The organism is Dyadobacter chenwenxiniae (assembly GCF_022869785.1).
GTDB lineage: Bacteria > Bacteroidota > Bacteroidia > Cytophagales > Spirosomataceae > Dyadobacter > Dyadobacter chenwenxiniae.
On the sequence record NZ_CP094997.1, the window covers coordinates 5,295,008 to 5,311,316 of the forward strand.

18 protein-coding genes are annotated in these 16,309 nt (G+C 45.0%); 9 read left to right on the forward strand and 9 right to left on the reverse strand.

Annotation, left to right across the window (positions count from 1 at the left end; all coding sequences use genetic code 11):
* Positions 1-15 precede the first annotated feature (15 nt).
* Positions 16-1,305, forward strand: coding sequence for an MFS transporter (locus MUK70_RS22610; protein WP_234655248.1), 1,290 nt, complete (start codon positions 16-18; stop codon positions 1,303-1,305).
* A gap of 80 nt (positions 1,306-1,385) precedes the next feature.
* Positions 1,386-1,820, forward strand: coding sequence for a DoxX family protein (locus MUK70_RS22615; RefSeq protein WP_234655249.1), 435 nt, complete (start codon positions 1,386-1,388; stop codon positions 1,818-1,820).
* Between the two features lie 4 nt (positions 1,821-1,824).
* Here the strand turns inward: MUK70_RS22615 and MUK70_RS22620 are convergent, their stop codons facing one another.
* From MUK70_RS22620 to MUK70_RS22640, 5 genes are all read right to left on the reverse strand, one after another.
* The gene (locus tag MUK70_RS22620) at positions 1,825-2,700 is read right to left on the reverse strand and encodes an AraC family transcriptional regulator (RefSeq protein ID WP_234603312.1); all 876 of its coding nucleotides are present in this window, start codon (positions 2,698-2,700) and stop codon (positions 1,825-1,827) included.
* Between the two features lie 157 nt (positions 2,701-2,857).
* Positions 2,858-3,082 (reverse strand): sigma-70 family RNA polymerase sigma factor, encoded by a 225-nt coding sequence (locus tag MUK70_RS22625; RefSeq protein ID WP_234655250.1) that lies wholly within the window; start codon positions 3,080-3,082, stop codon positions 2,858-2,860.
* A 138-nt stretch (positions 3,083-3,220) separates the two neighbouring features.
* The gene (locus tag MUK70_RS22630; protein WP_234655388.1) at positions 3,221-4,192 is read right to left on the reverse strand and encodes a dihydrodipicolinate synthase family protein; all 972 of its coding nucleotides are present in this window, start codon (positions 4,190-4,192) and stop codon (positions 3,221-3,223) included.
* A gap of 24 nt (positions 4,193-4,216) precedes the next feature.
* Positions 4,217-5,800, reverse strand: a complete 1,584-nt coding sequence (locus MUK70_RS22635; RefSeq protein ID WP_234655251.1) for a sodium:solute symporter family protein — start codon at positions 5,798-5,800, stop codon at positions 4,217-4,219.
* A gap of 127 nt (positions 5,801-5,927) precedes the next feature.
* Positions 5,928-6,611 (reverse strand): TVP38/TMEM64 family protein, encoded by a 684-nt coding sequence (locus MUK70_RS22640; RefSeq protein WP_234655252.1) that lies wholly within the window; start codon positions 6,609-6,611, stop codon positions 5,928-5,930.
* Positions 6,612-6,809: 198 nt separating this feature from the next.
* Between MUK70_RS22640 and MUK70_RS22645 the strand changes: the two genes are divergently transcribed.
* Together MUK70_RS22645 and MUK70_RS22650 are read left to right on the forward strand one after the other, a co-directional pair.
* Positions 6,810-7,949 carry a cystathionine gamma-synthase gene (locus tag MUK70_RS22645; RefSeq protein WP_234655253.1) on the forward strand — a complete coding sequence of 380 codons (1,140 nt, stop codon included), beginning with the start codon at positions 6,810-6,812 and terminating at the stop codon, positions 7,947-7,949.
* An 81-nt stretch (positions 7,950-8,030) separates the two neighbouring features.
* Positions 8,031-8,387, forward strand: a complete 357-nt coding sequence (locus tag MUK70_RS22650) for a DUF3127 domain-containing protein (RefSeq protein WP_234655254.1) — start codon at positions 8,031-8,033, stop codon at positions 8,385-8,387.
* Between the two features lie 81 nt (positions 8,388-8,468).
* Here the strand turns inward: MUK70_RS22650 and MUK70_RS31005 are convergent, their stop codons facing one another.
* The 4 genes from MUK70_RS31005 to MUK70_RS22665 form a co-directional block, all read right to left on the reverse strand.
* Positions 8,469-8,840, reverse strand: coding sequence for a hypothetical protein (locus MUK70_RS31005; RefSeq protein WP_310590015.1), 372 nt, complete (start codon positions 8,838-8,840; stop codon positions 8,469-8,471).
* Positions 8,806-9,123: an AlbA family DNA-binding domain-containing protein gene (locus MUK70_RS31010; protein WP_310590016.1), complete on the reverse strand. Its 318-nt coding sequence runs from the start codon at positions 9,121-9,123 to the stop codon at positions 8,806-8,808. The genes MUK70_RS31005 and MUK70_RS31010 overlap by 35 nt, the downstream gene beginning before the upstream one ends.
* A 188-nt stretch (positions 9,124-9,311) precedes the next feature.
* Positions 9,312-9,533, reverse strand: a complete 222-nt coding sequence (locus MUK70_RS22660) for a DUF2795 domain-containing protein (protein WP_013927448.1) — start codon at positions 9,531-9,533, stop codon at positions 9,312-9,314.
* Positions 9,534-9,692: 159 nt separating this feature from the next.
* Positions 9,693-10,070, reverse strand: coding sequence for a helix-turn-helix domain-containing protein (locus MUK70_RS22665; protein WP_234655255.1), 378 nt, complete (start codon positions 10,068-10,070; stop codon positions 9,693-9,695).
* A 114-nt stretch (positions 10,071-10,184) separates the two neighbouring features.
* Here MUK70_RS22665 and MUK70_RS22670 point away from each other — a divergent pair, with 114 nt between their 5' ends.
* From MUK70_RS22670 to MUK70_RS22690, 5 genes are all read left to right on the forward strand, one after another.
* The gene (locus MUK70_RS22670; protein ID WP_234655256.1) at positions 10,185-10,913 is read left to right on the forward strand and encodes a copper homeostasis protein CutC; all 729 of its coding nucleotides are present in this window, start codon (positions 10,185-10,187) and stop codon (positions 10,911-10,913) included.
* 42 nt (positions 10,914-10,955) lie between these two features.
* Entirely contained in the window at positions 10,956-13,442 is a 2,487-nt protein-coding gene (locus MUK70_RS22675) for a penicillin acylase family protein (protein WP_445438795.1), read from the forward strand.
* Between the two features lie 8 nt (positions 13,443-13,450).
* Positions 13,451-13,777: a hypothetical protein gene (locus MUK70_RS22680; RefSeq protein WP_244784501.1), complete on the forward strand. Its 327-nt coding sequence runs from the start codon at positions 13,451-13,453 to the stop codon at positions 13,775-13,777.
* A 96-nt stretch (positions 13,778-13,873) separates the two neighbouring features.
* A complete protein-coding gene (locus MUK70_RS22685; RefSeq protein ID WP_234603329.1) occupies positions 13,874-14,494 on the forward strand; it encodes an OmpH/Skp family outer membrane protein in 621 nt (206 codons plus the stop codon).
* A 161-nt stretch (positions 14,495-14,655) separates the two neighbouring features.
* The gene (locus tag MUK70_RS22690; RefSeq protein WP_234655259.1) at positions 14,656-16,308 is read left to right on the forward strand and encodes a hypothetical protein; all 1,653 of its coding nucleotides are present in this window, start codon (positions 14,656-14,658) and stop codon (positions 16,306-16,308) included.
* Position 16,309 lies beyond the last annotated feature (1 nt).

The window sequence follows — 16,309 nt, forward strand, 5'->3', positions numbered from 1 at the left end:
AAACCAACCCGTCCTATGCCACAAGTTTTACCAAAAAATAATACCAATTGGCGCCTCAGGGCCATTATGGGCGGCTCCGCCGGAAATTTAGTTGAATGGTATGACTGGTATGCTTACTCCGCATTCTCGCTCTATTTTGCCAACACATTCTTCCCGGATTCCAATCCAACCGTCCAACTCCTCAACACAGCGGGCATATTTGCTGTAGGCTTTTTAATGCGCCCGATCGGCGGATATATTTTCGGCAAGCTGGCTGATACAAAAGGACGGAAAGAAGCCATGACATTGTCCGTGCTCTTAATGTCGTTCGGTTCATTGCTCATTGCTTTTTTGCCCGGCTATAACAGTATCGGCATTGCCGCCCCCATTTTTCTCCTCATTGCGCGACTTTTACAAGGCCTCAGCGTAGGCGGCGAATATGGCACATCCGCCACGTATTTGAGCGAAGTGGCCACCAAGGAAAGGCGCGGTTTCTATTCCAGCTTTCAATATGTAACATTAATCGGCGGCCAGCTGCTGGCATTGGGATTGCAACTGATCTTGCAAAATATCTTTCTTACCGATCAGCAAATGCATGATTGGGGTTGGCGGATTCCGTTTGTTTTCGGGGCAATGTTATCATTGGTTGCCCTTTATCTGCGAACGCATTTGAATGAAACAGAAGCTTTTATAGCCAAAGATTCGGCGGCGAAAAAGGAGGGATCTATGAAAGAACTCCTGAAACATCCGCAGGCGATATTGGTTGTGATCGGGCTGACGATGGGGGGAACACTGGCATTTTATACATACACAACCTATATGCAGAAGTTTCTGGTTAACACAGTGGGTTTAACTAAATATCAGTCTACTCTCCTGACATTCTGCTCGTTGCTGATCTTTGCCTGCCTGCAACCTGTTTTCGGAGCGATCAGTGACAGAGTAGGCAGGAGGCCATTGCTCATTGCGTTTGGTGTGCTTGGGACAATATTTACTTATCCGCTTTTAACCACATTAAGCCATACTACGAACATGTGGGCTGCTTTTGGCTTGCTCATGGCGGCGCTCATCATTGTTAGCGGCTACACTTCCATCAATGCCGTTGTGAAAGCTGAACTTTTTCCCGTGGAAGTTCGGGCGCTCGGCGTTGGCCTTCCCTACTCCATTACGGTCGCGATTTTTGGCGGAACGGCGGAATATCTCGCGCTTTGGGCCAAGAATCTGGGCCATGAAAATTACTATTACTGGTATGTGACGGCCTGCATTTTCATTTCCCTCATTATTTATTTCAAAATGCGGGACACGAAGCACACTTCGCTGATCGATTAGCGTCTTGGAAAAGATAAATTATCTCTTGACATAATCCATTCAAATATGTAACTTTCTGAAAACCAAAACTTTTAGAAGTTATGAACATGATAAATCGAATCGAGCATTGGGGCGATGCGCATCATCCGGCCTGGATGGATATCGTTCGTATTGCCTTGGGAGTGTTTCTTTTTGTGAAGGGCGTCAGCTTCATTAGCGACACCACGCGCTTGTCGAAGCTGGTAACCGGGCTTGACCTTCATTTGTATACGGTTGCATCCGTGCATTACGTAGCCTTCGCACATATTTTTGGTGGATTCCTCATTGCGCTCGGCTGCCTAACACGCATATCCGCGATCATTCAGATTCCAATTTTGCTCGTCGCAGTATTTTTCGTCAATTTCCGTTCCGGCTTCTCGTATCTGAACTCCGAACTTTGGCTTTCAATAATCACATTGATCCTCGTTGTTACTTTTGCCGTTGTCGGATCTGGCCGGTTTTCAATGGATGAATGGATGAAAAATCATGACAGGTAAGCTGTCAGATCAGCTCGGGTGCGGTTTTATACAAATATTTTCTTTTGTATTCCAATGGCGTCATATCGGTCACCTTTTTGAAATGCCGGTAAAAATTGGAAACATTGTTAAAGCCGCACTCAAAGCAAATCACCTCCGTCGCCAGTTTATCTTCAATTAAGAAACGGCAGGCCTGACTAATTCGGATTTCCACGAGGAAATCATTGTAAGTCTTCTTGGTCATCAGCTTGAAATACCGGCAAAAGGACGTTATACCCAGATTCGCGATAGACGCGACGTCCTGTAAGGAAATATCGTTTCGGTAATTTGAGAGCGTGTAGGCATATATTTTGTTCAACCGCAGCGTTTCGGAATCATTGGATTTATAAAAAGCATGCGCCGAGGCGATGGTTTCCAAATCGCTTGCTTCTGCTAAGATCTTCAAAATGGAAAGCAATGCGATCAACCGGTCCAGGTTTTGAGCATTCACAGCTGCTTTCATTAACGGAATAATGCTTTCTTTGGCTTTGCCGTTAATCAAAAGGCCACGTCTTGCTTTTTCGTAAAGTTTGGGGATTTGATATGCTTCTGGTAAAAGCAGTAACTCACTTCCCAGACAGTTGGGCAAAAAATGAATTATGATCACTTCTACGGCCGCGTTGCTCGTGCCTTCCTCAACGCGCCAGGTATGCGGCAGATTTTCGCCTAACAGAATCAATTCTCCATCCGAAAAATTGCTAATATTATCGCCTATGAACCGCACTCCTGTGCCTTTGATCAGATAATGCAGCTCCAATTCAGGATGGTAATGCCATACTGTGCCGAAGCCGGAGCCTTTGTCGTGACGGATACTAAAAGAAGTCCGGGATGCAATCGGAACTTTGTGAAAGTGCGGTTTCATTTTTAAATATCTTTTCGACAACAGCAGGCTGCCAACATTCAATTTAAAAAGAAAAATGTATTAATATCTATCTACGTTTGCAGTAAAAACTTTAAAATAGTTATATGAAATCTCGTAATCGTTTTAGTTTATCAAAAGTTACTCCTAGTTAAAAGGGTTACAGGTGCTGATTATCACTGTATGAATGGATTTTACTCAAAAACATTTCCTTAGACGCGGGATCTCTGTATCGGTTCATCTGACCAAAAATTTCGCTTTTCAGGTTTAAAAAAAGATAAGCTTGAAAATTATCTTCCGTTTCAATGTCAACGCGTTCGTCCCAGATCTTAGCAAAAACGCTCTCCGTAATCGTTTCAGCCTCCTTTTCATCTTTTAAAAGCACGGCGCAGAATTTTACCGCAGAAAAATAAAAGTATGAGCAAAGTTGCGAGAAAGCAGCCTCATCCCCTTGTTTGATTTGATAAAGAATTTGTTGATTTGGAAAGTTCATAGCTCTAAGCTTAAAGGTAAAAATGGCTTTTTACTTGACCAGATTCTTTTTGAAAATGCTCGTAATGCCCAATGTTGTCTGAATGCGGTCAACGTCTTCCAACAGCTGGTCCATTCGTGACTGTAATTCAGGCGTTAATGTGTCCACTTCCCGTCTTGTGTAAATGGAGATCGGGAAACCGCGTTGCTTGAGGCTGTATTTGGCAATGGTTGGATAAGCCGAATGAACGATTTCCATGGAATCTTCCAGAAATTGCTGTACTTCCGCAAGTTCACTTTCCATTGCCGGATCATTGTAATGATCACATATCCAGACCACAAGCTCTGGAAATATATTGCCCTGAATACAAGACAAACCCGCCGCACCAGCGCGAAGCGAGGAAACCGCGTTCACCATATATGCGTCGTAAAGTCCAAACTTATAACCATCTGCAACTGCTATCCGGCGCTTCACTTCATCCAGGTCCAGACTCGTATCTTTATGGTAAACGATGCGGCCGGTCTCCATCAAAGTTTCCAGAATTTCGCTGTTAATTAACCTTTTGTACGGGACGGGACATTCATATAATCCGAGGGGAATGTCGTTCGTAAGCGAGATCAATTCCAGGACGCGGCTTGTAAAAACTTCATCTGATTCCGTTTCAGCAGCCATAAGGCCAGTGATAACAATCACAGCCTGCACACCGGTGTCATATATACGTTTCGTAAATGCAGCTTGTTCTGCAACACTGCCCGGAAATGTCCCTGTGGCAACTACAGGCACCCGCCCAGCCACCTGATCCACAACCGTCTGCGTCACATCCAGGCGCTCCTGCTCGGATAATTCAAACATTTCACTAGACAGGCAATTGGCAAATAACCCGGTTGCCCCGGCTTCCAGATAAAAGTCGGTTAATGCTCTTAATCCAACATAATCCACCGCACCTGATTTCAGAAACGGGGTTAGCATGACCGGGATAAAGCCTTGGGGTAATGAGTCAGAGGAGGGTGTTGCGTAGTTCATCATATTGGTGTCGATTGTATTGTGTTAGTGTTTGTCTGCTAAAACTTCTTCTTCCGGCTGCGTTTTGCCTTTCAGCCTCGTCAATAACATGCCGGTTAAAAATATAGTGAGCGTGCCTACGACCATGATCATATTCTGGTGCAGAGGATTGCGCAGATATTCGTATTGGTCAGGAAGTTGCGAAGAAAACGTCATCCAGATAATAACCACGATTCCTATCAATGTCGCAATTAGCGCTTCCGTGTTTTTGGTTGATCTGGAAACAATGCCTAGTAAGAACAAGCCAAGCATTCCCCCCGCAAAAATACCTGAAAGCATCCACCACACATCCAGCACACTTTTCACCCCGATCATTGCAATGCCGGTGATCATTCCAAACAGTCCGAAAACCGTCGTAGCGATGTACAACAACCTCATCGACTCCTTTTGGGACAAGTTTGATTTGATATACTTTTGATAAATATCTACCGAGAAAACCGTCGCCGACGCATTCATCCCCGAACTGATCGTGCTCATTGCGGCAGACATAATTGCTGCGATAATAAGCCCTAGCAAGCCCACAGGAACTTTGGTAACCATAAAATGCGGCATCACTTTATCCCCGTAATCAGCCGGTGTTAATGTTGAAGCTAATTGCGAAATCGCCTGGGACGACCCGTTCGGCAATCTTTCTGTTGCCACTTGCATTCTTACAATGTTGAGCAGCTCGGGATTGCTTTGATAATAGGCGTAAAGACAAGATCCTAGTAGAAAGAATATCAGCGAAACTGGCAAATAGAGATAAACACAGAGCCAAACTGAGCTGGCGGCTTCCTTAATCGAAGAGGTCGTATGATAACGCTGAACATAATTCTGGTCCATACCAAAATTGTTCAGGTTCATAAAAAATCCGTATAAAAGCACCACCCAAAACGACGCTTGCGTAAAATCAGGAGCGAAACTACCCAAGCTGAATTTGTCATTCGCCTTACCAATTTCCAGGATCTTTGGAAAACCACCTTCCATGCCCGAAATCACAAGGTAAAGAATCACAAATGCGCCCACCGTTTTAATCACACCCTGCACAACCTCCGTCCAGATAACCGCCTCCATGCCGCCCATTACCGTATACAACACAATGCAGATCCCGACCACGATCATAATGGTGGACATCGGGTAACCCGTAAGCGCCTGCAGACTCAATGCAATCCCAAAAAAAATAGAACCCATTCTGGCCAGTTGTGTAAGCAGAAAGCAAACAACCGCATATGTCCGTGCCCAGGGACCGAATCGCTCTTCCAAATGTGTATAAGCAGAAACGGCTCCGGTATTTCTATAAAAGGGAATGAAAAACTTGGTTGCGACCCAGGCCGCAAATGGCATCGATAAACTAAAAACAAACGAATTCCAATTGCTTCCGTAAGCCTTTCCGGGAACGCCCAGAAATGTATTACTGCTCAAAAAGGTGGCGTAAATGGAGATCCCGATCGCCCAGCCCGGAATTTTGCCCGAAGCTTTTGTAAACTGATCCGCGTTGGTGTTATTTCTCGAAAAATAAATGCCCACACCAACCATCCCAACCAGATAGGCAATAACAATAACCAGATCGATGAAGGGTAAGGATTTCATTAGACTTTTCGGACAATTATAACTTTACCACAAAGGAACAGGATCAAAACCCTGCATTTATATGGTTTCATATCCTTTTATTGTACGATATTATCAAACGACGTCTGATAACAAAATGATAATGGGATTATTCTACTACCTTCTTGTCTTTGAAGAAATAGCCGATGCCGATGGTGGAGATGACGATGAGCAGGATCAAGACGATTTTAGTCGCCAAACCCTCATTAGGATGTTCCAAAAGATAACGAATGTCGCGTGCTTCCCGTCCCGCCCAAACGGCCAGAACCGTCCGCGGGATCATTCCCAAAGTGCCGCCAGCCAGCACTTGCTTGAATCGTGCACCCGCCATTGCGAAAAATAAGTTGGTAATGGCAAAGGGCAGGACGGGCGAAAGTTTGGCGAAAAATATCAGTCTTAACTCATTTTGATAAAATCTGCGCAGCAGTACGTTCACCTGCGGATAAACCTGGATCAAGTAGCTACGGATGGAAGATGCATGCAGGAAATTGGCCAAACCGTAAATGATAGCGATCGCGCCCAGATTCAACCCAAAAAGCAATGGTAGTGCGGTCCATCCCAAGAAATACCCGTAAACCAATGCCAGGAAGGTGGGCGGTGTGAGTGCCACTGAGGATGCCAATGTCAATACCAGCGTGACAACAACCCACCATTCAAAAGGCCAGCTCCGTAACTGGCTTTCGTGACCGACTGCCCAGGCTGTGATAATGGAGGTTGTAACAAGCGGAACCACAGTCAGTAAAATGCTTACGACAACGGGTAATGATAATTTTTTGGGGGAGGAAGTCTCCAATGATTTTCTGTTTAAATTTTTGCTTCGTTCCGCGTATGGTGATAACCACTTGTTTGGTTAAAAGGTTTTTCCTAATCTTGACTTTATGCCTTGTTCTTCTTGCCACGGATGCACCGCGCGGCGGACCGTAAATGTTCACGAATAGTATTGCTATTAGTGAACATGGGTGCATCCGTGGCATTACATAAAATCCCAAACATGAAATTCGCAACAAAAGCCATACACGCCGGCGTGGAGCCGGACCCGACCACCGGCGCCATCATGACGCCCATTTACCAGACGTCCACCTACGTGCAGGAAAGCCCGGGCAAGCACAAAGGCTACGAATATTCCCGCACCCATAATCCCACGCGAACCGCCCTGCAAAATGCACTGGCCGCACTGGAAAACGGCAAATACGGCATTTGCTACGCATCTGGATTAGCCGCCACCGACGCCGTTCTGAAACTTTACCGGCCAGGTGACGAAATCATTGCGACCAACGACATTTACGGAGGCACATATCGCATTATGAAGCGGATTTACGAGCCATTCGGAATGGTTTTCAAGTTTGTCGATATGAGTGATGTGGGTAATGTAGAGGCGGCTATTACAGAGAAAACGAAAATGGTCTGGATGGAAACACCAACAAATCCGCTGCTGAAAATTGTTGATATCAGGGCCATTACAAGCATTTGCAAGGAAAAGGGCATTCATAGCATTGTTGATAACACATTTGCGTCGCCTTATTTGCAAAATCCGCTGGATATGGATGCAGATGTTGTGATGCATTCGGTGACGAAATATCTGGGCGGACATTCGGACACAGTTATGGGAGCGCTCGTTACAAATGATGACGAGTTGGCAAAACAATTAGCATTCATTCAAAATGCAAGCGGCGCGGTTCCGGGTCCTCAGGATTGCTTTTTGGTTTTAAGAGGAATCAAAACATTGCATATCCGCATGCAACGACATTGTGAGAATGCTTTGGAAGTAGCCGAATGGCTCGAAGCTCACCCAAAAGTTGGCAAGGTTTATTATCCTGGACTGCCTTCTCACCCTTCTTACGAACTGGCAGGCAAACAAATGCGCGGTTACGGCGGCATGTTGTCATTTGAATTAAAGGGTGATGTTTATGAAGAAGCCGTGCGCCTCATGGAAAATCTGGAAGTTTTTTCTCTGGGCGAATCATTAGGCGGTGTGGAATCGCTTTGCACACATCCCGCAAGCATGACGCACGCAAGCATTCCAAAAGAAGAAAGGCTCAAAACGGGCTTGAAAGACACATTAATACGCCTTAGCGTAGGAATTGAGGATGTGCAAGACCTTATTGCAGATCTTCAACAGGCCATTGGATAGGTTTCTGTTTGCTTTGCAATCAAAGTTCAAAAACCTTACTTTTGGCATCACATTTTTTTCAGGCACTAAAATATAATTGTAATGGAATTAACAGGAACGGTCATCGCTTTGCTTCCCGAAGTAACAGGCCAGGGAAAGAACGGAGCTTGGCGTAAGCAGGAATTCATTCTTGAAATCCCTTCTCAGTATCCAAAAAAGGTTTGTATTGCGCTTTGGGGAGACAAAATTGATCAGACAAATTTGCAAATAAATGATCAGGTGACTGCTTCCATCGACGTGGAAAGCCGCGAATACAACTCCCGCTGGTATACTGAAGTGAAAGCGTGGAAAGTGGACAAAGCAGGAGCCGGCAATAATTCAGGTTCTAACTCCGGAGGCCAGCCATTGCCACCCGTTACAACATTCAGCGAGGACGAGTCAGACGATCTTCCTTTTTAATTAACATTATAATTCCCGGCTTGACGGATTTTGTTTTGCAAAAAAAACACGCCAAGCCGGGAATTTTTATTGATTCGGATTCTAATTGGATTGGTAAGCCATCGACATCGTAAACTTGTCGATCATTTCCTGCGGATGCACTTCAAGAATGCGCGCTAACACCATGACTACCAGCGTATTGGAGGCTATTTTCCGGGGAATGCCCGCGAATGTTGCAAAAAGATCAACGGTAACAGATTCCTTTTCATCCAGAAGCTTCATCAGTTTCTGCTCCTTATCGCCATACTGAAAACGAATATCGCGCTCGCCTCTTCCCCTGCGCATGATTTCCTTCATTTCCCTGCTGGCCTGTATCGATTTGTCGTCAACGCGGATGTATGCCTGTCGGTTTCCGGTGTCGTCCACCACATAATGCGGCTTATCGATGCTCCTGTGAATGGTTAGCACCAGCACATCGCGGTCCGGACTTACCGGGATCCTTTCTTTTTTTGTAGCTGATTTTGGGATAAATGTATTTGTCGATGGCCTTTGTGAGCGTGTACTCATCTTCCTCCGCGTCTTTAAGGCCTTTGATCGTTTTGTCGTCTCCCACCCCGACGAAGAGTTTTCCACCACCGGAGTTGGCAAACGCGACAACTTCACGGACAATCTTTTCCGGGTGATTGGACTTCAATTTGAATTCCACATGTTCACCCTCACCTTTCTTAACCAACTCTCTCAACAATCGAAGCTCCATCGGTTGGAATGGATAGATATCTGAATTATGACAAAATCACTTTCGGTAACTTCCTCGTCTTTCTACTTGATAACGCTAACAATTTACATTCCTTTTGCCGGATTAAAAAAATATTGACTAGCGGATTTCGTAAAGTTTCACTTATAAGAATAAAAAAAACGGCACTGATAAGGTGCCGTTTTCTTTATTTAATATTCATCTTCGTTGAAAAAGAAATCGTCTTTGGTGGGATAATCAGGCCAAATCTCTTCAATGCTTTCATAAGGCTGACCGTCATCTTCAAGTTCCTGTAGGTTTTCAACTACTTCTAACGGAGCGCCTGTCCTGATTGCAAAGTCAATGAGCTCGTCTTTGGTAGCTGGCCAGGGAGCATCTTCAAGATATGACGCGAGTTCGAGAGTCCAGTACATAATATTTTCGCCTATTAATAGTTACTTACTTTTCTGCAAAAGTAAAAAATTTGACATCTTTTAAAAGCTTAAAGCGAAAAAAAACAAAAATAATTGCTTCCCTCAAAATTTAATTTTCTCGTAATTATCAACTTACTATTTACCAGCCAGTTGCAATATTCAGGAAGCCAATAAAGTCGCAGCCGATATCCCTAAACCTTTGTGAATCCTGCGAATCATTTCAAGCGTCAGCGGCCTTTTTCGGTTTAGCACTTCAGATACGCGGCTGGCGCTTCCAAAATAGTCCACCAAATCCTTTTTCTTCAATCCATTCTCCTCCATTTTTAGTTTGATCGCCTCAACCGGATCAAGTGGCTCAATAGCAAAATGCACCGTTTCATAATCCTCTACAATTATCGAGATCAATTCCAATAATTCTTCCTCCGGGCTGTTCTCAGCGCAGTCAACCAATGAATCTATGACTTTGAGATAAGCTCTGTAATCCGCATCCGAATGAATCGGTTTTAGCTCGGACTTGATTTGTTGTATCGTTTTCATCGGCCATTAAAGTTAATTCATGAATAGCAGCCCAAATTAAGCACAATTCCCTGGTGCCTTCTTCAATCCTGAAAACCTTTTTGTAATTTTCCCAATCATTATAAAAGCAATCATATGACCATTGAAGTTTGCGCTTATTCGTTGGAATCTTGTATCAATGCACAGGCTGGCGGCGCAGGGAGGATTGAACTATGCGGCGGACTGGGGGAAGGCGGCACCACGCCGAGTGCAGGCTTGATAGAACTGGTAAGGCAACATATTGACATTGATGTTTTCGTCATGATCCGGCCCCGGGGCGGCGATTTCGTTTACGACGTTTTCGAAGAAGAGATTATGAGAAAAGACATCGACCTTGCCAGGAAATTGGGTGGAAACGGCGTCGTATTAGGCATTTTAACCAATGACGGCCAGGTGGACGTAACGCGTACGAAGGCACTCGTAGACTATGCAAAACCAATGAGAGTCACTTTTCACCGCGCATTTGACCTTACTCCAGATCCGATCAAAGCATTGAAAGCAGTCATTGAAACCGGCGCTGAGCGAATCCTTACTTCCGGCCAGAAACCGACTGCTGTTGAGGGCATTTCTTTATTGGAACAACTCGCAAAAGAAGCAGGGGATTCGATTGAAATCATGGCTGGCAGTGGGGTTAACCATAATAATGCGGTGCAGTTGGCAGCTGCTGGCGTACATTCTTTGCATTTAACGGCCAAAGCATTCCGCCCCGGACGACAAAAATATTTCCCTTCGGACATTTCCATGGCAGGGGGCGTTCCCGACGAACATTCGGTAATGTATGCTGATCTGGCGCTCGTTGAAGCCATTGTGCAAGTAGTTTCCTAAGGACGCAGGGCTTTTAAAATTGCGTCACCCAATTCTTCCTCTATGAAGTATTTGAAAGCTTTTGTTTCACTCGCTGCAACAATTTGCCTTGTTTATTTCCTGAATAAGCCGCTCGGTCCGGCCCCCGCATTGGGGCCTTTTTTGAGTCCGTACACAGGATTTGGACAAAATGGAGACAAAATCATCGATAACCAGGCTGAAACAATTCTCAAACTGGACGGACTGAAAGAAGAAGTGACGATTCGCTACGACGACTCAGGCGTTCCCCACATTTTTGCCAAAAACAACTTTGATCTATTTTACGCACAGGGATTTGTAACGGCTAAGGACAGGCTCTGGCAAATGGACTTGCAGATCCGCGCTGCCTCCGGGCGGCTTTCCGAAGTGCTGGGCAAAGCAACATTGCAAATAGATCAGCAGAGCCGTCGGCTTGGAATGGGCTATGGCGCTGAGGCAAATATCAAAGTGGCGATGGAGAACCCGCATTCACGGGAAGCATTGCTCGGTTACACAGCTGGTGTGAATGCTTACATTGATCAGCTTTCACCAAAAGATTATCCAATCGAGTTCAAACTGCTGGGTTACAAACCGGAGGCATGGAAGCCCATCAACACCATGTATATGCTGGAACAGATGACATTAACATTGGCCGGAAGATCCAATGAGCTCAATATGAGCAATGTCCTGAAAAAATACGGAGAGAAAGTGGTCAATGATCTGTTTCCCGACTATCCCATGTTCCAGGAAAGCCCGGTCATTCCTTCCGGAACTGCCTGGGATTTTGAGCCGCTTCCTATTCCCAACAAACCCAAAACCGCTACAAACGGCGACACTATAGCCCAATTTAAAAATATTCCCGCTGCATTAATGCACCGGGAAACGAAACCGGAAGGAATCGGCAGCAATAACTGGGCAGTGAGCGCTCAGAAGTCGGTCACGGGCTATCCTATCCTTGCCAATGATCCGCACCTTGAACTGACTTTGCCGTCCATCTGGTATCAGGTGCAGCTGCATTCTCCATCCATGAATGTCTATGGCGTGTCGCTTCCGGGCATTCCGAGTGTGATTATTGGATTTAATCAGCATGTGGCCTGGGGTGTTACCAATACGGATGCTGATGTTTTTGACTTATATAAAATTAAATTCAAAGATGAATCCAGGACACAATACTGGCATGATAATCAGTGGAAACCTACACGAAAGCGCGTTGAAACCATCATCATAAAGGGCCAAAAAGAACCTTTAAAAGAAGAAGTCATTTACACCCACCACGGGCCGGTTACAGAAACGGACAACAGCTCCGGAAAATATCCTGAACTTGCCATAAAATGGATCGGACATGAGGCTGGAAACAGCTTTCTGACGTTCTATGAGCTGAATAAGGCCAAAAATTATGATGATTACCGAAAGGCACTATCCTATTATGTAGGGCCGGCACAAAATTTCGTTTTTGCCGATAACAGTAAGAATATCGCGCTGACAGTCAACGGAAAATTACCTTTGAAATATAAGGAACAGGGGAAATTCATTCTGGATGGCACCCATGCATCCGATGACTGGCAAGGCTGGATCCCGGCGGCACAGAATCCTTTTGTTAAGAACCCAAAAAGAGGTTTTGTCAGCAGTGCAAATCAGTCTTCTACAGATCCCTCCTATCCTTATTTTATCAACTGGGTTTTTGCACCCACGGAGCGTGGCGTGCGTATCAATGAACGCCTGACGTCCATGACCCGCGCCAATGCCGATAGTTTGAGAATGTTACAAAACGACAATTTCAGCGTTTTGGCAAGAAACATTTTACCCAAATTATTGGAAACATTAAAATCAACAGCATTGACCCCTGCTCAAAAAGCCGCTGCGATCACACTATCCAACTGGAATTATCAGAACACAGCCGAGTCAGTTGCCACCTCTATTTTTGAAGAATGGATGCCCTTGTTGCAAGCCCGGATCTGGAACGATGAATTTGGCGAAAATCTGGAATATCCCACGCGCGACCGAACATTATATATGATTATTAACGAGCCCGATAAAAAATGGTTCGACAACATTACCACGCCGGAAAAAGAAACTTTGGCCGACCTCACCGCAACCAGCTTTAAAGCCGCAATTGACACATTAACCACCCGGCATGGCCCCATGAGCCAATCGTGGCAATGGGCAAAAGTGAAAGGAACGGAAATCAGGCATTTAAGCCGAAGCTTGAAACCATTCAATGCGCCGCCATTGAAAGTAGGTGGTGGCCGGAGCATCGTAAATGCTATCACCAAGCGAAACGGGCCTTCCTGGCGCATGGTGGTGGAGCTGGGGACCAGTTCCGAGGGCTTATGGCATTTATCCGGGCGGCCAATCGGGCAATCCAGGGAGCCCTTATTATTTGAATTTGCTAAAGAAATGGGAGAATGGGGAGCTGAACGAGCTTATTTACCTGCTCGAACCATCCCAGAAGCACCCGCATATGACGTCGGTTGTGAAGCTTCAAAAACCTTAATCTTCGCCATTATGAACTTCATTATCATATACTACTGATAACCGCATTGCTCCAAATTGTCGCTCCATGGTGGGTTGTAGCAGTTGTTCCTTTTATAGTTTTTCTGATCAGACCAGGCCGTGCATCCCACGCTTTCTGGACTGGATTTGCGGCTATTGCAGTGCTATGGATGGCTTATGGCTTTTATTTGCATTTTATTTCCGATGGCGCCATGTCCGACCGGATTGCAGGAATATTCTCTTTACCAAATGGCATTATCCTGCTACTCGTTTCAGCGCTGGTAGGCGGTTTAACGGGCGGTTTAGCCGCATTATCGGGGCAGTTGGTCCGGAGAACATTTGTTTCGGCCCCGCCAAAAAGCGTGTCGCTGTAAAACTTGGTGTAAATGTTACACAGGGCCTCATATTCATTGTACTTAAACACAAATTATTATCTTTGCGGCTCGTTCAAAAAACAAAACTCAAAAAACGTGAACAACAATACTTCATTAATATGGAACATCGTGCTTTCTCTGGCTGTGGCGGTGTTATTCTTTTTACATTTTTCAGGCAAGCCTTCGGGAGATGCTGGTGCAGCAGCAGATGGTGGCGTAGTGGCAGGTCGTAAAACCGTGTATGTTCAGGTTGATTCTTTGTTGAAAAACTACGAATTCTTTAAGGATACAAGAAAAGAACTGGAAAATAAAAACTTCCAACTTGAAAACGAATTGAATACAAAAGGCCGTTCATTGCAAAATGAAGTTCAGTTTTTTCAGCAGAGAGCACAAACAATGACGCCGGAGCAGGCACGTTCGACAGAGGCACAATTGATGAAAAAGCAGCAGGACCTGGTTGCTTACCGCGATCAATCTGCACAAGCGTTGGGACAGGAAGAGGCTAAGAAAAACGAAGAGCTTTACAAAAACATCCGTTCTTATATTGAGAAATATAACAAAGAGAATGGTTTTGAATATGTTCTGGGTTACTCATTAGGCGGCGGAATTTTGTTTGCTAATCCATCATTGGACGTTACACAGAAGATCCTCGACGGCTTGAACAAGGAATACAAAGGAAGCAATACATCAAAAGCGGATTCTACTAAAAAGAAGTAAGCAACATTGACTTATAAAATGAGGGCAGGCCGCTAGCTTTTAGCGGCCTGCTTTTTTATGCCCCTTAGACTAATTCAAATCCACCCTTTAATCATCGGATTTGGCTGCGACCGTGCAGCTTTGATAAATAGCGTTATTCCCTTCGCTAATCATCAAAGTTAATGTCCGCAATTTCGAAACACTCCTGGCTGATCTGGTTTTTGATTGTTATATGTTGCGTAGCGACATTGTCATTCTTCATTTCCGATGCCGCCCTTGACATCCCATTTATTGACGATTATAATGCGTTGCTGGATTTTATAATCCAATATCTGAGAGCCGGTTCACTACTGGACAAGATACATTTCATTTTCCGGCAGCATAACGAACACCGGATCGGTTACGCCCGGATAATCGTTTTGCTGGATTACTATCTATTCGGATGCACCAATCTTCGCCATCTCATTTTCTTTGGAAGTATAAACCTGTTTTTGGTCACAATCATTTTCTGTGTTGAAGCCTGCAAGAGCAGCAAAAATGTCCTGTCCATTATTCCGGTGGTGCTGCTATCCTTCCAATTCCAGCATATGGGCAGTTTGCTCTGGGCCACAAGCGCCCTTCAAAACCTGGGCGTTATAGCGCTTGCATGTTCAGCAATATGGTTGGTAACAAGGTCCGATGCCACAGCGCCATGTATCGGGGTCATTTTTGCATTTATCACCACATTTTCCAGCGGCACCGGACCTATGATATGGATCGTCTTCATTGTCGTTGCAATGGTCGGCGGCGATATGGTGAAGGGCGCCATAATGTTAGCGTTGGGAATATGCTCTGTTTATCTCTTTCTTCTCTCCTACCATTTTCCTGTTGTCGAAGACACCAGCATTGCAACAAAGCTGATGAACATGCCGGAAATTTGTCTGGGAATAATTGGGGGCACTTTTGACATTCACGAAAGGGGCACACCGTTTATTCCGGTGTTAGCTGGTTTTCTGATTATTTCCATATTTGTCTTATGTCTTGGCAGAACCGGATTAAAGGCAATCCAGAAAGATCCGGCAAGCCAGTTCCTCATCGGAGCATTTCTTTTTGGGCTGCTGTCAGCCATCGCAATTAGCCTTGGCCGCGGCTCTTATGTCGAGAACAGATACAAGATAATTTCAACATTATGCCTGCTCGCTACATATAATATGGTGCTCTCGCAATTACCCCGCAAGTGGATGGACATTAGTCTCAATGTCATCAATGTTGCTTGCCTGGGCCTCTGGCTGCTTTTTTTCTGGCGTTATTATCCTGAAATGCTGGAATACAAATCAGTCAGAAAAGCTGACTATTTGACTATTTTAAACAGCCCACAGAGAGCGGAATCCTCATTTCACCAAAGAATCAATGCATTGAAAGATCTTGGCATAAAATCACCGGACGACCCTGCGATCCAGAATACTTTTATTTCAAGCAAGTATACCAATGATATTAGTCTTCAGTCTCCAAAAATCCTTAAAAGAAGTAACAAATACGCCGTAAAGTGGCGTGACGAGTCGGGTTTATTTAATGAGTCGTATCTCGTGCTCAAATCAGATAGCGGAAGCTGCGTATTTCCGGTCCGGAAAAACAGGAATTTGCTTTCCGATTTTCTTCTCTCCGGCGGGCACTTTTTCGCCACGGAGCGGGAAGCCAACATTTCATATGACTGGATACCAAAAGGGAGATACACCATTTCGGTATATCTCCCTGAGCAAACTTCCTTTATTTCAATTCAAGACACCATTGTCGTCACTCAGAATGTTACACCGTGGCTTTCTGATCGATGGTTCAATGATGTTTACATCCCTTAAT

What these genes read in the sequence shown, in the direction of transcription:
- MUK70_RS22610 (WP_234655248.1), top strand. Translation starts at nt 16, where the DNA reads ATGCCACAAGTTTTACCAAAAAATAATACCAATTGGCGCCTCAGGGCC.
- MUK70_RS22615 (WP_234655249.1), top strand. Translation starts at nt 1,386, where the DNA reads ATGAACATGATAAATCGAATCGAGCATTGGGGCGATGCGCATCATCCG.
- MUK70_RS22620 (WP_234603312.1), bottom strand. Translation starts at nt 2,700, where the DNA reads ATGAAACCGCACTTTCACAAAGTTCCGATTGCATCCCGGACTTCTTTT.
- MUK70_RS22630 (WP_234655388.1), bottom strand. Translation starts at nt 4,192, where the DNA reads ATGAACTACGCAACACCCTCCTCTGACTCATTACCCCAAGGCTTTATC.
- MUK70_RS22635 (WP_234655251.1), bottom strand. Translation starts at nt 5,800, where the DNA reads ATGAAATCCTTACCCTTCATCGATCTGGTTATTGTTATTGCCTATCTG.
- MUK70_RS22645 (WP_234655253.1), top strand. Translation starts at nt 6,810, where the DNA reads ATGAAATTCGCAACAAAAGCCATACACGCCGGCGTGGAGCCGGACCCG.
- MUK70_RS22650 (WP_234655254.1), top strand. Translation starts at nt 8,031, where the DNA reads ATGGAATTAACAGGAACGGTCATCGCTTTGCTTCCCGAAGTAACAGGC.
- MUK70_RS31010 (WP_310590016.1), bottom strand. Translation starts at nt 9,123, where the DNA reads ATGGAGCTTCGATTGTTGAGAGAGTTGGTTAAGAAAGGTGAGGGTGAA.
- MUK70_RS22660 (WP_013927448.1), bottom strand. Translation starts at nt 9,533, where the DNA reads ATGTACTGGACTCTCGAACTCGCGTCATATCTTGAAGATGCTCCCTGG.
- MUK70_RS22665 (WP_234655255.1), bottom strand. Translation starts at nt 10,070, where the DNA reads ATGAAAACGATACAACAAATCAAGTCCGAGCTAAAACCGATTCATTCG.
- MUK70_RS22670 (WP_234655256.1), top strand. Translation starts at nt 10,185, where the DNA reads ATGACCATTGAAGTTTGCGCTTATTCGTTGGAATCTTGTATCAATGCA.
- MUK70_RS22675 (WP_445438795.1), top strand. Translation starts at nt 10,956, where the DNA reads ATGAAGTATTTGAAAGCTTTTGTTTCACTCGCTGCAACAATTTGCCTT.
- MUK70_RS22690 (WP_234655259.1), top strand. Translation starts at nt 14,656, where the DNA reads ATGTCCGCAATTTCGAAACACTCCTGGCTGATCTGGTTTTTGATTGTT.